Origin of the sequence: Serratia sp. HMSC15F11, assembly GCF_001808215.1 — a bacterium.
GTDB lineage: Bacteria > Pseudomonadota > Gammaproteobacteria > Enterobacterales > Enterobacteriaceae > Serratia > Serratia nevei.
Map to the genome: position 1 here is coordinate 13,638 of NZ_KV792461.1, position 14,188 is coordinate 27,825.

General features: G+C 59.0%; 12 protein-coding genes. 1 reads left to right on the forward strand and 11 read right to left on the reverse strand.

Going from position 1 to position 14,188, the window contains the following annotated elements:
* Positions 1-79 precede the first annotated feature (79 nt).
* The 6 genes from HMPREF3138_RS12130 to HMPREF3138_RS12155 form a co-directional block, all read right to left on the reverse strand.
* Positions 80-2,179 carry a peptidase domain-containing ABC transporter gene (locus HMPREF3138_RS12130; RefSeq protein ID WP_038882041.1) on the reverse strand — a complete coding sequence of 700 codons (2,100 nt, stop codon included), beginning with the start codon at positions 2,177-2,179 and terminating at the stop codon, positions 80-82.
* Complete coding sequence (locus HMPREF3138_RS12135; protein ID WP_038880647.1) at positions 2,172-3,446, reverse strand: HlyD family secretion protein; 1,275 nt, start codon at positions 3,444-3,446, stop codon at positions 2,172-2,174. Before HMPREF3138_RS12135 ends, HMPREF3138_RS12130 begins: the two co-directional genes overlap by 8 nt.
* A gap of 93 nt (positions 3,447-3,539) precedes the next feature.
* On the reverse strand, positions 3,540-4,817 hold the full coding sequence (locus HMPREF3138_RS12140; protein ID WP_038880645.1) for a TcdA/TcdB catalytic glycosyltransferase domain-containing protein: 1,278 nt from the start codon (positions 4,815-4,817) through the stop codon (positions 3,540-3,542).
* A 59-nt stretch (positions 4,818-4,876) separates the two neighbouring features.
* Positions 4,877-5,143, reverse strand: a complete 267-nt coding sequence (locus HMPREF3138_RS12145) for a hypothetical protein (protein ID WP_038880676.1) — start codon at positions 5,141-5,143, stop codon at positions 4,877-4,879.
* 56 nt (positions 5,144-5,199) lie between these two features.
* Positions 5,200-5,484 (reverse strand): hypothetical protein, encoded by a 285-nt coding sequence (locus HMPREF3138_RS12150; protein WP_154235506.1) that lies wholly within the window; start codon positions 5,482-5,484, stop codon positions 5,200-5,202.
* Between the two features lie 208 nt (positions 5,485-5,692).
* Positions 5,693-6,439, reverse strand: a complete 747-nt coding sequence (locus tag HMPREF3138_RS12155; protein WP_038880641.1) for a sulfite exporter TauE/SafE family protein — start codon at positions 6,437-6,439, stop codon at positions 5,693-5,695.
* Between the two features lie 105 nt (positions 6,440-6,544).
* On the opposite strand from HMPREF3138_RS12155, the gene HMPREF3138_RS12160 reads away from it, so the two are divergent.
* Complete coding sequence (locus HMPREF3138_RS12160; RefSeq protein ID WP_038880638.1) at positions 6,545-7,450, forward strand: LysR family transcriptional regulator; 906 nt, start codon at positions 6,545-6,547, stop codon at positions 7,448-7,450.
* Here the strand turns inward: HMPREF3138_RS12160 and HMPREF3138_RS12165 are convergent.
* The 5 genes from HMPREF3138_RS12165 to HMPREF3138_RS12185 all read right to left on the reverse strand — a co-directional run bounded on the left by HMPREF3138_RS12165 (position 7,434) and on the right by HMPREF3138_RS12185 (position 14,185).
* Positions 7,434-8,294 carry a UilS family quorum-quenching N-acyl-homoserine lactonase gene (locus HMPREF3138_RS12165; protein WP_038880635.1) on the reverse strand — a complete coding sequence of 287 codons (861 nt, stop codon included), beginning with the start codon at positions 8,292-8,294 and terminating at the stop codon, positions 7,434-7,436. The two genes, HMPREF3138_RS12160 and HMPREF3138_RS12165, sit on opposite strands and share 17 nt — an antisense overlap.
* 99 nt (positions 8,295-8,393) lie before the next feature.
* On the reverse strand, positions 8,394-11,966 hold the full coding sequence (locus tag HMPREF3138_RS12170; protein WP_038882046.1) for a molybdopterin cofactor-binding domain-containing protein: 3,573 nt from the start codon (positions 11,964-11,966) through the stop codon (positions 8,394-8,396).
* On the reverse strand, positions 11,959-12,501 hold the full coding sequence (locus tag HMPREF3138_RS12175) for a (2Fe-2S)-binding protein (RefSeq protein ID WP_038873997.1): 543 nt from the start codon (positions 12,499-12,501) through the stop codon (positions 11,959-11,961). The genes HMPREF3138_RS12170 and HMPREF3138_RS12175 overlap by 8 nt, the downstream gene beginning before the upstream one ends.
* A gap of 85 nt (positions 12,502-12,586) precedes the next feature.
* Positions 12,587-13,060, reverse strand: coding sequence for a MarR family winged helix-turn-helix transcriptional regulator (locus HMPREF3138_RS12180; protein WP_033634451.1), 474 nt, complete (start codon positions 13,058-13,060; stop codon positions 12,587-12,589).
* A gap of 66 nt (positions 13,061-13,126) precedes the next feature.
* Positions 13,127-14,185: a 2,5-dihydroxypyridine 5,6-dioxygenase gene (locus tag HMPREF3138_RS12185; protein ID WP_070559076.1), complete on the reverse strand. Its 1,059-nt coding sequence runs from the start codon at positions 14,183-14,185 to the stop codon at positions 13,127-13,129.
* Positions 14,186-14,188 lie beyond the last annotated feature (3 nt).

The following is a 14,188-nucleotide window of genomic DNA, read 5'->3' on the forward strand; positions in this document are numbered from 1 at the left end:
ATCACGTCCCCTCATTGGGTTATCATATTTATAACCTGGCGAGGGCGCTGATTATCGCCACTCGTCATGTGCCTTATTTTTAACCAAAATAAATTACCCGATCTGCCGACGCAATGGTCGTTTCACGGTGGGCAATGATCACCTTCGTGATATTGAGCCTCTTGATTGCCTGATTCACGACCGCTTCGCTCTCCTTATCCAGCGCGCTGGTGGCCTCATCCAGGAACAAAATAGCCGGTTTTTTGTAGATTGCCCGGGCGATGAACAGGCGTTGCTTTTGCCCCCCGGACAATCCTTCCCCCAGTTCGCCGATCAAGGTTTCGTACCCCATCGGCATACGTATGAGTACGTCATGCAGATAGCAGGCCCGTGCGCACGTCTCCATCCAGGCATCGTCCACTTCGTGCGAAAAACCGCAGATATTATCCCGGATCGAGCCGGAGAACAGCTTGTCGTCCTGCATCACGCAGGCGATCACCTTGTGGTAGTTGTTGATGCCGAGCTGCCGGATATCGACGCCGTTCACCTCAACCCGCCCTGAGTCCGGGGGAAACAGCCCGCACAACACTTTCATCAACGTGGTCTTGCCGGCGCCGGACGGGCCTACGATGGCCACGCTCTCGCCCGGCGCCACAGTGATGTCCAGGCCATCAAAGATGGCCGGTGACTGGCTGTCGTAACGATAACTCAGGGCATGGGTCGTCAATCCAACAGGTTGCAGGCCCGCTGTGTAAGGATGGTCGGGTTTACGCGCCTCCCGCGGATGCAGGGCGATATCGGCAATGCGCTCGTTATGCAGGCTCATCATACGCAGCTGCAGCAAAAACTCTGTCAGCGACCCGATGCGGTCGGAAAACTGCCCGCGAAAGGCGCCGAACGCGACGAACATGCCAAGGGTCATCTGATTATCGATCACCAGACTGGCTCCCAGCCAAAGAATAACGACCTGATCGCAGGCGGCAATGAAGGTGTTGATCCCGCCAAACAGCATGTCCATTCTGGTGATCCGGATACCGGTATTGATGGTGTCAATTTCAAGGTTGAGCCAGTGAGCTATGCGACGTTCCGCCATGCCCTGCATCTTGACGGTGGCGATACCGTACAGCGTTTCCATAAAATACGAGCCGGCCCGGGCCTCCCTGACCAGTGCTTCTTCGGAAAGCTGGCGGTAATGCCCATAGGTCAGCAGACGCATCAGCACGTAGAGTGCGGTGAACACGAGCACCACCCAGGTCAGCCAGCCGCCATAAAGCATCATCATCACCAGTACGCCAATCACCATGATGCCGTCCATGATGGCTCCAACGATACTGGTAGTGAAGGTGCTGCGCAGCGTATCCAGTGAGCCGAAACGCGACTGAATGTCACCCAGCTTACGTCGTTCAAAGTAGCCCAGCGGCAGGCGCAACAAGTGGGTAAACAACCCGGACTGCCACTGTACGTTGATGAGCGTCGACATGACCAGTCCGGACCATGCCCGCACCATGCCGATGGCAGCCCTCAATAAGATAAAGAGCATCAATCCGGCGCAGATAAGCGTCAGTAACCCGCGATCCCCGGCGGGAATAGCGTGATCCATCACTAATTGTGTGCCGACCGGCATCACCAGGTTGATGGTTTCGAACACCAGAGACAGGCAAAAGATTTTGCAGAGCGCCCCCTTGAGACCGTGCACGCTGCCGATCAGCGTACGAAGGCGAATTTGGTGGCGGATGCTGTCAGCAGTGAATTCGCTGCCGGGCCAGGCCTCGAGCGCCACCCCGGTGAAACTGTGCGACAACTCTGTCAGGCTGACGCTCCGGCGTCCGCGCGCCGGATCATGCAGCACTGCGTGGTTGCGTTTAACACTGACCAGCACCACGAAGTGGTTGAATTCCCAGTGCAGCAGACAGGGCATTTTCAGGGCGCTGAGTTCGTTTAGATCCAGCGATAGAGCGCGAGTGGCCAGCCCCAGTTGTTCGGCGATGCCGGTCAGTCCAACCAGCGTGACACCGCGTGTCGACAGGTTAAATTGCCGACGCAGCGCGATAAGGTCAATGTTTTTGCCGTAGTGGCCGCAAATCATCGCCAGGCAGGCCAGCCCGCACTCCGATGACTCGGCCTGATGCACCATCGGGACCCGATGGCGCAGCCGAAAATCCAGCTGTCTAACCCGCTGTTTGAACGTGGGCTTACTCATCGACCGGCCCCGTCGCGCTGTGCTTCATGTCGTAGAACGGTGACAGCATCCACTGATAAATCGTCCTTTTTTCCAGAAACAAAGTACTTTGCGCTGTCATGCCGTTTTCCAGGCTCAGACGTTTACCGTCGTAGGCAATGGCCTGTTTCTCCGGCATGACAATCACCTTGTAGTACGGCACGGCGGCGGTCAGTGCCGCTTTTGGGGCCCCCTGATAGGTCCGCATTTCCTGCGGTGAGGCCGGGGCTTTGGAGATGACGGACACGGTGCCGGCGAACTGGCCAAATTTTTCCGCCGGAAAGGCGTCATAGCGCACATTGACCTTATCTCCGGCGGTAATGTAAGGGATGGCGTCGTTGGGCACCCAAAGCACCAGAGCATAGTGTTCGATATCTTGGGGGAGTAGCTGCAGCAGGCTGTCGCCAATGTTGACCATCTGACCGACCGTGACGCTCAGAGAGTCGACTCGACCGTCGGCCAGTGCGCGGATGACGATCGCCCCGCCGGCATCGATGTTCAGTAGCTCTTTTTGCAACTCGTAGCGCTGCAACTCCATCTGGTAAATTTGGTTGTCGAATTCGGCGGCCTGGGTTTGAATCCGGCTTTCCAGCGCGGTGATCTGCAGCGCATTCTGTTCGTTCTGGCCAGACAGACTCAGCAGATTGTTGTGTTGTTGGTAATACAATGCCACCTGGTTGGTGAGCTGATCCTTGTTGATCAGCCCCTTGGTCTGATAGTGCCGGTAGTTCTCCATGTTTTCCTTTGCGATACGTATCCCTTCCTGGGCGCGTTCGAGGATGACGGTGGAGCGGGAGAACGCGGCGGTATATTGCGCCTTTTGTTTTTCCAGCATGGTGAGCGTGGCCTGCTTGCTGCTTTCCAGTCGGCTGATAATTTGTGCAATGCGCGCCTGTTGGCTATTGATGTCCCGACGTTGGTTGTCGCTGACGACACCGCTATGGGTACTCTTGCTGACGTCGATCTGGTAAATGGGCGCGCCGGCGGTGATCACCTGCCCTTCGGTGACAAACTGTTTGACCACCACCCCCTGGACGGCGGAATAGACATTGGCGGCGCGCGGATAGGTGCTGATCTCTCCGGTCACGTTGACCCGTCGGGTATAGGTACCGGCGATCGCGAAAGTGAGAAAGGCAATGAAAAAAAACAGGCAGAGCCCTGCAGCGAGCCAAAAGGGAATGCCGGGCAACAGCAATGCCCGCCCACGCCATTTCATTTTCTGACTATCGATCGCTTCCTGGCGAAACATACTCAGCGTCCCTTAGTAAAGTATCATGAAAAAATTCACACGCGAGTAGATTGGCAATAACCCATCGAAACTTAAATCACCTTACATCCAAAGCTATTTTCGCCATGTGGAATAGGCGCCATCAGGTGTATCTATGTTGTGTTGGAATAATGCAATGCCAAAATCAGAATTTTGCATGTACTCTGCTATAATATGTGGCTCAACTGAACAGTCAATATTGAATACTTTATAAGCCAACCCCAATAAAACCTCGACAATTAATCCCGGACCGGTTAAGACCGGAGTCACACAATAGTCCCTTGTTATTAACTCGGTCCGCCATGTTAAAAGCCTGGTCAGGTAACACGTGGTCTTATCATCAACGTAATAATCAAATATGCAATTATTTTTTTCCAAAAAGCGATACCTTTTCTTCATAGTTCTAAGGATGATCCTTATCGCTTTTGATTTTTGATGAGAAGATATGAAATTATTAAAATAAACACCTTTAAATCTTCTGAGCGATCCTAGCGCCAACAAATTTTTATAAACGTATGTTTCCCCCAATGGCAATATCATATCCAGAGAAAAATCAGAGAGATCCTGTTCGATAAGCCGTTTTATTTTTTCAAATCCAACAGCATCTACTCCTAACTCATTTTCATCACAGCCAATCACTGCTTCAGACCATAGCTCTTCTGAATTTATCTTTTTTAAAAAACACAGGGTCTTAAATAACAGAAACGAGTCACTCTCGACAATGCCCTCTTCTTCTATATGCTTATTTACCCCATGATATATATTGTCAGTGTATGGGAGTGTGTCAACATCGACATAAGTTCCACCATATTGGTAGATAATTAAAAGCCTGATGATGTCGCTTGCACTGGCAAGATTACATCTTAATATAATCTCATAATAATAATACTTAATGAAATCGTCAGAAACGTTGTAAAAAAGTTCTGTTATACTCTTTTTTACAAAGCCCTTGCAATCAAACCATGCGTCTTCTATAACCATTGGCTGCCTTTGATAAGGGATCTCATTTTTTATCAAAAAATCAATAACTAGCTCATCAAAAGAAAAGCCCTCATTTATTTTTTGGTATATATAATTAAAAGCTGAGTTTTTTATTTTTAACTCAGCCCTTACTTTATCCCTGATTTTTTTCGCGTTGACAAAATCTTGTATGGCATTGTTTAGTAAATGACACAGTGAAGAGTCTTTGTCATACCAAAAGAATATCTGCTTATCTTTATTCGTTTTTTTCCATATGTCGATATAATGAGTATTTACTTCATTTAAGTCACCGATCCATACAAAATGCAGGATATTTGGGACGGATAACCTTTCTATCTTTGGCAAATCGACACCCAATACGCCATGATTCATTTAAATCACCATACAAAATATAGTATAAATAACTTGAATGACTCAATACTGATTATGGCTCAGCTAAATAAATAAACCATGACCATAACAATGACGCAAATAGAACAGAGCAATAAATCACCGGAAAAATTTTTCAGTGAATCTAAATAGTCATTGCTGTTCTTATTTAGTTTGTTAATGGCATCGTTCTCGTTCTCAGCGTCTACTTCAACATGATGCTTTCTGAACCCCTTCTGCTTCATATCTTTAATTATTGCTCGTGTCACCACTTCCTTTCTCAGCACCCTTGATTCATCGCTCTTTATAAAAACAACATATTTATTCATCATATACCCCATAAAAGCACAGAATTTCACTTCTGTGCTGGGATTGCAACTGTTAATTAACGTTTGGTTCCGGATTCTCTGGTCTCTCTCGGTCCAGTGCCATTGCCGCCATACCCATTTCCTGTAGAACTGCCATTCCCCCAGAAACCACTGGCGCCGGAACCGCTGCCATAAGGGCTGTTTTTTGACAAGAATGACTGAAGCCCGCGGTCACCGCCGTTATTTCCACCACGAGCTGAAGAACCAGAGCCTCCGTTATCAGACGATCTTTTTCCACTGCCATCGCGATCCTGCCATCCCCCCGACACCGCATCAAATTGGCTACTTAAAATTTCCTTCATAAATATTCTCCTATGGGTTTACTGGTTTTACAGTCATTGAAAATAGCTTTAGTGGCAAAAGTAAAACACACTAATAACAATCCATAACCATCCTGTATTTCAGGATTAAAAACAATAAGCCAAGTGCGTTCTAAATATTGCAACCCATCATATTAGAATAAAATGCAGAATAATATACCTGACCTAATTACACATAAATGCTATCGATTTAATTAATTGAACGCCAAACAATCTCAATTCCCAAGATTAATAACCCGATAAAGAAAAGGCGGCGAAAAATCAGCGGGCTGCTGTGACGACGCACGATCCCGCCCAGCCACATGCCGCCCAGCGCCGGCAGCAGCGCCAGCAGCGAACCGCCGAGCAGCGCGCCGGGCAGCGCCTGATGCCAGGCTAATCCGGCGGCCAGCGCCAGCGTCGAGACGGTGAACGACAGCCCCAGCGCCTGCACCAGATCGTCACGCGCCAGGCCCAATGCGTTCAGATAGGGCACCGCCGGTATGACGAATACGCCGGTGGCGCCGGTCAGCGCACCGGTCACCAGGCCGCACAGCGGCCCCAGCCAAGGCTCCGCCGTGGCGGAAACGCGCCAATCGAAACGGGTGAATCCCAACAGCGCATAGCCGATCAGGCAAGCGCCCAGCGCCAGCGGCGCCAGGCGGCCGTCGGTAGCGGTGAGCGCGCCGGCGCTCAGCAACGTGCCCAGCGTGACGCACAGCATCATCGGCCAGAGCCGGCGGCACAGCGCCCCCAGCCGTGGCCCGCACAGCAACTGCCACAGATTGGTGATCAACGAGGGCAACAGCAGCAGCGCAGCGGCCTGCCCCGGTGGCATCATCAGGCTGAGCAGCCCCATCGACACCGTCGGCAATCCCAGGCCGATCGCCCCCTTGACCGTGCCGGCCAGCGTAAAAATGCCCGTCAGGGCGATAATCTCGAGTAACGTCAGCGGCATACGTCTATCCTTATGGCAATCAACGGCCCGATTGTGGCCGACGGCACGGCGCGGCACAATGCGGCAATGGCAGAGCCTGCCAGCGGCAAAAACAGAGGAAGACGCATGCATTTTGACTTTATCGATCTGCGACTGTTGGCGGCGGTGCTCGAGACCGGCAGCATCACCGCCGGCGCCGAGCGCGTCGGGCTATCGCTGGCCGCCGCCAGCGCACGCATGCGCGGGCTGGAGCAACAGGCCGGCGTGGCGTTGCTGACCCGCAATCCGCGCGGCGTCCAGGCGACGCCCGCCGGTGAACGCCTGTTGCAACACGCGCGCGTGCTGCTGCAACAGCGCGACCGGCTGCGGGGTGACATGGCCGAGTTCGCGCCAGGCCAGCGCAGCCAGCTGCGCATCGTCGCCAATACCGTCGCCGCCGACGCTTTTCTGCCGGAGCTGCTGGCGGATTTTCTGGTGCTGCACCCACACACCGACATCGCGCTGGAGGAGCTGCCCAGCCCGGTCATCGCGCAGGCGATCGCCGAACAGGCGGCGGATATCGGCATCGTGGCGGATCACGCCGATCTGCGCGGGCTGACAAGCTACCCTTTCCGGCAGGATCGTCTGGTGCTGGCGCTGCCGCCGGGGCATGCGCTCAGCGGCCGCCGCACGGTCAGCTTCGCGGACACCCTGTCTTTTGAGTTTATCGGCCTGCCGGAAGAAAGCGCGCTGCAACAGCATTTGGAGCAGCTGGCGATACGCAGCGGCGGCCCGATGCGGCTACGGGCGCGCGCCGCTAATTTCGACGCCATCTGCCGCATGGTGCGGCGCGGCGCCGGGCTGGCGGTGGTGCCGGAAGAGAGCGCCCAACGCCATCCGCAGATCCGACACGGCGCCCTGCCGCTGACGGACGATTGGGCGACCCGGCGCCTGTCGCTGGTGGTGCGCGAATGGGCGCAGCTGCCGCTGCCGACGCAGCGGCTCGTGGCGTTCCTGCGCCAGGGGGAAGGCGGAATTACAGGTGATCGTTGAACCAGGCGATCTGACGGCCGATGATGCCGGCGAAATGCGGGCCGGCGTACATGTCATAGTGCTTCGCATTCTGCTCGACATGCAGCGCCTTCTTCGCGCTGCCTACCGCCTCATACAGTGCGATGCCCTGCTCCGGCGGATTCACGGTATCGCCGCCCGCCACCACCACCAGTACCGGACATGTGACTCGCGCCGCATTGTCACGCGGCTGATAGCGCAGCGTTTCGCGCACGGTCAGGAACGGGATCTTGATGTCCATCTCCGGGTAACGCACCTTGTTCTCCTCGAAGAACGCCTTCGACTCGTCATCGCTCGACACCCGGGTGACGGCGACAAACATCTCTTTGCCGGTGGCCTGCTTCTTCTCCGCCATTTTGTCCAGCGTGGCGATGAACGTCTGTTTTTCGTCGGCGGCCATTTTCCCCGTCACGATGGTTTCCCCGTCGGCGAAGGCCAGCTGGCTAACGACGCATTTGATGGCCGGCTCGGCCGCGGCAGCGCCGAACACGTGGCAGCCGCCAAACGACGTGCCCCACAGGCCGATGCGCTCGCTGTCGATCTGCGGGTGCGTTTGCACCCACCGGCTCACCGCCAGGATATCCTCAATCTGCAGCGCCGGTACCAGCCGCCCGCGTTCACCCTCGCTGGCGCCGAAGCCGCGATAGTCAAACGTCACCGCCGCAAAACCGGCGTTGACGAAGGCCTCGGCAAAGGCCGGCAGCAACAGCTCCTGAATGCCGCAGAAGCCGTGGCACAGAATAATCGCCGGAACCTTGGCCGGGTTATCAGGTAAACGAACTGTTACGGCCAGGCCGTTTTCCATTTTATGCGTGGTTAATGCCATGTTAACTTACTGTTTTTTATAGGTAAGGTAAAAATCAGGCTAACATTAATCCCCGAATGAACGCCGCCAGTCAATAACCCAATGTAACAATTTACAATGTTAATGATTCCCCGGCTCCGCACGCAGCCGCGCCACCTGCGCCTCCACGTCGCGCCAGGCCGGTTTGTCGCCGGCATAGCGTTGGCGCAGATAATTCACCAGCGCCGTCACCTGCCGATCGGAAAAGCTGTCCTTAAAGCCCGGCATAAATCCCAATTCGGCGGTGGCCGGCTTGGGGATCCCTTGCAGGATCACCTTGATCAGGTTATCGGGGCGATCGCTGAAGATATTGGTGTTATTGGCCAGATCCGGGCTGACGCCGAACAGCTGCGGCCCGCCGGCGGCGGCACTGTGGCAGGCCTGGCAGGCGCCCTGAAACAACCGCTCGCCGGCCAGCTGCCCCGCCGCCGGCAAGGCACGGGCCGCCAACTGCGCCTGCGGTTCCACATTCAGCGTCGCCTTGGTGCTCAGCGACATCACATAGTTGGCCATCGCCCGCAGATCGCTCTGCGGCAACGTCGCCAGTTCGCTGACCACCGGCCCCATCGGCCCGGCCGCCACGCCGTGCTCGGCAGAATGCCCGCTGCGGAAGTACTGAAACAGCTGCTCCTCGGTCCAGGGCTTGTCCGCATTGGCCAATCGATTCAGCGCCGGCGCTTCCCATCCGTCCACCATCCCCCCCGCCAGGAAAGCCGCGCCGCCCTTTTCTGCCCCCAGCAGATTGCGCGGCGAATGGCAGGCGGCGCAGTGGCCGAGCCCGTTGACCAGATAGGCGCCGCGATTCCACTGCGCGCTTTGTTGCGGATCGGGTTGAAATTCCCCCTGGCGCAGGAACAGCGCGTTCCAGCCGGCCATCAGCGGCCGCAGGTTAAACGGGAAGCGCATCTGATTGGCCGGATTGCTCTGGCGCACCGCCGGTTGCGACATCAGATAAGCGTACAGCGCCTGCATGTCGCCGTCGGTCATTTTACTGAATGCGGTGTAAGGAAATGCCGGATACAGATGGCGGCCGTCGCGGGCGATGCCCTGGCGCATCGCCCGATCGAACGCGGTAAACGACCAGTTGCCGATGCCGGTTGCCACGTCCGGGGTAATGTTGGTGCTGTAAAGCGTGCCGAACGGCGTCGCCATCGCCAGCCCGCCGGCGTTGGTCGCCCCTTCCGATGCGGTATGGCAAACCGCGCAGTCTCCGGCGGCGGCCAACTGGCGGCCGCGCTCCAGCGTGGCGGCCGACCAGGTGCCGGCGCCGGGCGTCGCCACCGGCGCGATCTCCGCCCGCCACGGCAAGGCGCTGCCCGCGATGCCCAGCACCGCGCCGAACAGCCCCGCCGCTCCGCCGAACCACCATTTGCCGCGCTTCTTTTTCTTGGGCGGTGCGGCCTGCCGCTCGGCGTCCGGCCCGTTCAGCGCCTCTCGCAGCTTATCCGAGGTGATCGGCAGCTCGCGAAAACGAATGCCGGTGGCGTCGAACACCGCGTTGGCGATGGCCGCCGCGCTGGGCACCGACGCCGACTCCCCGGCGCCCAGCGGCGGATCGTAAGGGCGCGGCATCATCACCACGTCCACCTCCGGCACCTCCGGAAAGGTCAGGATCGGGTAAGCCCCCCATTCTTTGGCGGAGACCGTCGATTCCTCAAAGGTCACACGCTCTTTCAACACCCGGCTGGTCGATTGCAACACGTTGCCGTGAATTTGGTGGCGCACGCCGGCCGGGTTGACCATCATGCCCGCATCGTGGCCGACCACGATGCGCGTCACCGCCACTTCGCCGCTGGCTTTGTCGATAGCCACGTCGGCCACCCAGGCGGCCCAGGCCGCGCCAAAGCCGGGAAACTTGCTGTGGATGTAACGGGCGTAGGCAAAGCCGCGCCCGCGCAGCACGCCGTCTTCCGCCGGGGTCTGCATCGGTTCGGTATGCGGCGTCCAGCCGGCGCGCTCTGCGGTGCTGCGCATCAGCTCACTGGCGCGTTCGTCATGGATATAGCGCAGCCGGTATTCCAGCGGATCGACGCCGGCGGCGTGGGCCAGCTCATCGATATAAGATTCGTGAGCGAAGGTGTTCGGCAAGGCGGAAACGCCGCGCATCCAGGAGGCGCGCACGATCGGCGCCATGTCCTCGATGCTGACGCGCAGCGCCGGATACTCATAAGGCGGCACCGAGGTACGGTCGCCCATTTCATAGGCCACCGGCAGCGGTTCGACCCGGCCGGTCAGCAGCAGCGCCAGCGTCGGCGCGCCGTTGGAAGGATAATAGGTGCGAAAGTCGTAGGCGACCGGGTGCCCGGCGGCGTCCAGCCCGCCGTCCACTTCCATCAGCTGCGCCGTGCCCTTCGGTTCCCACACATGTTCTTGTTCGCGGGTCAGCTGCACCCGCACCGGCCTGCCCACCGCGCGCGACAGCAGCGCCGCGTCGGCGCAGACGTCATCGGCGCAATTGCGGCCATAGCAACCGGCCGCCTCCATGCGAACGATCTCGATCTGCGCTTCCGGGTATTCCAGCAGCCAGGCCAGATCGGCGCGCAGCAGGTGTGGGTTCTGGCTGCCTGACCAGACCTGCAGGCGCTCCGGCCGGTAGTCCGCCAGCGCGCAGGAAGGGCCAATCGAGGCATGCAGCTGATACGGCCACAGGTAGCTGCGGGTGAAACGCCTGTCGGCCGCCGCCAGCGCCGCGTCCACATCGCCGGTATCGTGCACCACCCGGGTCGAATGCGGGTTGTCGCGCAGCGCCTGCGCCACGTCGGTCATCTGCGGCAAATTGCGCCGCCAGTCTTTCCAGCTGACCTGCAGCGCCTGCGCCGCCTTGATCGCCTGCTCTTCGCGCTCGGCGACAATGCCGATGAAATCGCCGATCACCACCAGTTTGACGATGCCGGGAATATGCGCGATCGAGGTTTCGTCCACCGCCAGCAGGCTGGTGCCGACAAACTCGCCGCTGTCGTACCCGGCATAGGGCGGCCGCACCACCCGGCCGTGCAGCATGTTCGGCAGGCGCATATCGTGTACGTAGGTGGTTTCACCGGTCGCCTTGGCCGGAATATCGACGCGCGCGGCGCTGGTGCCCACCAGGCGATACTCCGCCTGCGGTTTCAGCGGCGCGTCGCCGGAAATCGACAGTTCGACATGACCGCCGGCCACCAGCTCGGCGTAGCTGAGCGCCTGCCCCTGCGGGCTGCGGATCACGCCCTCCTCCAGCGTCAGCTGTTCCACCGGCGCATCGAAGCGCTGCGCCGCCTGGCGCAACAGCCAACGGCGCGCTTCGGCGGCGGCGTTGCGCAGCGGCACGGCGGAGATCTGCAGCGTGGCGCTGGCGATGGTGGCGCCCTGATTCGGCGCGCGTTCGGTGTCGCCCAACACCATTCGCACCTGATCCATGCGCAGGTACAGCTCTTCGGCGACGATCTGCCCGAGCGCGGTGCGCACGCCGGTGCCGAGATCGACATGGCCGTTAAAGGCATAGATTTCGCCGCTGCCGCACAGGGCGATAAACAGCCCTTGCTCCTTGGGCTTCAGCACCGGCGTTTGCCCTTTGGGCACCGGCCCCGACGGCGGTTGCACGCTGTCGACGATCAGCAGCACGCCGTCGCGCTGCAGCAATTCGGCCTGGCTCGGCGATGAGGGACGGGAATCAGTCATGGGCGTGGGCGTCCTCATCGCGGCAGAGAATGATGGCGCGCTGAACCGCACGCAGGATTTCGAGATGGGTACCGCAGCGGCACAGGTTGCCGGACAGCGCCTGACGGATCTCCGCCTCGCTCGGGGCGGGATTGCGATCCAACAGGGCTTTGGTGGTCATGATCATGCCGTTGAGGCAGTAGCCGCATTGCGCCGCCTGCTCTTCGATAAAGGCACGCTGCACCGGGTGCGGGCGCTGGCGATCGCCAAGGCCTTCCAGGGTCACGATCGCCCGGCCGGACACGCCGAGCGCCGGGATCACGCAGGAGCGCGCCGCCACGCCGTCGATCAACACGGTACAGGCGCCGCATTCGCCCAGGCCGCAGCCGTATTTCGGGCCGTTGAGCGCCAGATCGTTGCGCAGTACCAGCAAGAGCGGCGTATCCGCCATCACCTGCGCATGCAGCTGTTCGCCGTTTACCGACAGCATCAGCGGATGCTCCGTCAGCGTGGTTTTCGCGCCTTCCCTGGGCGACTGCACTTCAGATATCGCCATTGTTCGCGTCTCCGCCTGCACTTGATGGTCTTATGGGCTGGCCTCTCGCCACCGACCACCAGGCAACCGACGTTGCGCGGGCGAATCAGCCGGTGGGCGGATCTTCCAGCATTTTATTCAGCAGGAATATCAGCGCTATCCGTTCGGCCGGGTTGAGCGTGCCGAACGTCAGCTCTGTAATTTTCGCCGCCTGCGGCACCGTTTCCGTCAGCAGCACGGCGCCGGCGTCGGTCAAGCCGACCACCACCTTGCGCCGATCCACCGGATCCGGCGTCACCGTGATCAGATCGCGCGCCTTCAGCCGCTCGACGATGCCGCGTATGGTGGCCTGATCCACCGCCGTCACCTGCACCAGCTCGGTCAGCGAGCTCGGCCCCATATCGCGCACCGCGCACAGGGTGATGAACTGCACCGCCGTCAGCTGCGAATCGCCGACGTTTTGCTGGAAAATCGCCAGGTGGCGCTGATAAACCTTGCGCAGCAGGTGCCCGACTTGCTCGGTAAAATGATAATTTTCGGGTTGGCCGCTCACGGCTGACGGGTATTCGGGGGGCGTCATTGCGTTACTCTCACCATCTATGGAATCCACGAGAATAGTACAAACCCCCGCCGTTGGCAGCAACGATTACGCCCGGCGCACGCGCGAGGCCTCCGGCGCCACCACTTCCCCGTCCGCCACCACCGTTTGCCCGTCGAGGCGGATGTCGCAGCGGCGCAGCGCGATGTCCATATGGCAAGGCGTTTTGCGCGTGCCGCCCACTTCGGTATTCGGCCCGGTGGAGAACAGGAAGTTACCGTAAAACGCGCGCGCGTCCATGCACATGCCGTCGTTCTTGTCGTGCAGGCCCATCGCCGTCCACTGGGCGCGCGGCTGCAGGCCCCAGCCGATGTGCGAGATGCCGTAAACCTCCGGATCGTCAAAGTATTTCATGTATTCGCGCAGGTATTCCGCCTCGAAACCGCCGTGAATGCGGGTAACGAACCCTTGTTCGATCTCCAGCGTGATGCGTTCGCGCGCGTAGCTTTTAAACGGCAGCAAGATATCGCCGACCTCCAGCACCAGCCCCCCTTCCGCCTGCTCCTCATTCGGCCAGGTGAACAGGAAGCCGCTCGGCCAGTGATCCCAGCGCCCCGGTTCATCGGCATAGCCGTACTCGGTCACCGTCGGGTATTGCCCGAGCGGCGCGCGGAAATCGCTGCCGGCGGCGGAGGTCACCTGCATCAGCTTCGCCTGCTCCAGCACGGCGGCGGCGGCCAGCACCCGCGCCTTGTCCTCCGCGTTGGGCAACAGGCGCGCCAGCACCTCCGGCGGCTCCACCGCCAGCAGGATGCGGGTGCCGGTTTTCAGGATCTGCTCCTGCTCCGGCGAATGCAGCAGCATCATGGTATCGACGATCAGGTCGGCGGCCTCCAGCGCACGCTGCGCCGCCAGGTTGCCGGTCAGCGCGGTATCGCCGCAATAGGCGGTCATGTCGTTGCCCATCGCCCGCGGATGGTTGAACGCCGGCAGCTCGACGGCATACACCCTGGCGCCCAGCCGCAGCGCCGCGTCGGTCGCGGCGCGCACCGTGCGCGCATCGGAATAATGGCTTTTCAAGATCGCCACGCTCTGCGAAGCATCGACCTTCGACAGCGTAAGCACCTGCTCGAACAGCTGTACCAACTGGGTTTCATTGACCGCCATGGC

Coding starts and splice junctions, on each gene's coding strand:
- HMPREF3138_RS12130 (WP_038882041.1), bottom strand. CDS start 2,179: ATGAGTAAGCCCACGTTCAAACAGCGGGTTAGACAGCTGGATTTTCGG.
- HMPREF3138_RS12135 (WP_038880647.1), bottom strand. CDS start 3,446: ATGTTTCGCCAGGAAGCGATCGATAGTCAGAAAATGAAATGGCGTGGG.
- HMPREF3138_RS12140 (WP_038880645.1), bottom strand. CDS start 4,817: ATGAATCATGGCGTATTGGGTGTCGATTTGCCAAAGATAGAAAGGTTA.
- HMPREF3138_RS12145 (WP_038880676.1), bottom strand. CDS start 5,143: ATGAATAAATATGTTGTTTTTATAAAGAGCGATGAATCAAGGGTGCTG.
- HMPREF3138_RS12150 (WP_154235506.1), bottom strand. CDS start 5,484: ATGAAGGAAATTTTAAGTAGCCAATTTGATGCGGTGTCGGGGGGATGG.
- HMPREF3138_RS12155 (WP_038880641.1), bottom strand. CDS start 6,439: ATGCCGCTGACGTTACTCGAGATTATCGCCCTGACGGGCATTTTTACG.
- HMPREF3138_RS12160 (WP_038880638.1), top strand. CDS start 6,545: ATGCATTTTGACTTTATCGATCTGCGACTGTTGGCGGCGGTGCTCGAG.
- HMPREF3138_RS12165 (WP_038880635.1), bottom strand. CDS start 8,294: ATGGCATTAACCACGCATAAAATGGAAAACGGCCTGGCCGTAACAGTT.
- HMPREF3138_RS12170 (WP_038882046.1), bottom strand. CDS start 11,966: ATGACTGATTCCCGTCCCTCATCGCCGAGCCAGGCCGAATTGCTGCAG.
- HMPREF3138_RS12175 (WP_038873997.1), bottom strand. CDS start 12,501: ATGGCGATATCTGAAGTGCAGTCGCCCAGGGAAGGCGCGAAAACCACG.
- HMPREF3138_RS12180 (WP_033634451.1), bottom strand. CDS start 13,060: ATGACGCCCCCCGAATACCCGTCAGCCGTGAGCGGCCAACCCGAAAAT.
- HMPREF3138_RS12185 (WP_070559076.1), bottom strand. CDS start 14,185: ATGGCGGTCAATGAAACCCAGTTGGTACAGCTGTTCGAGCAGGTGCTT.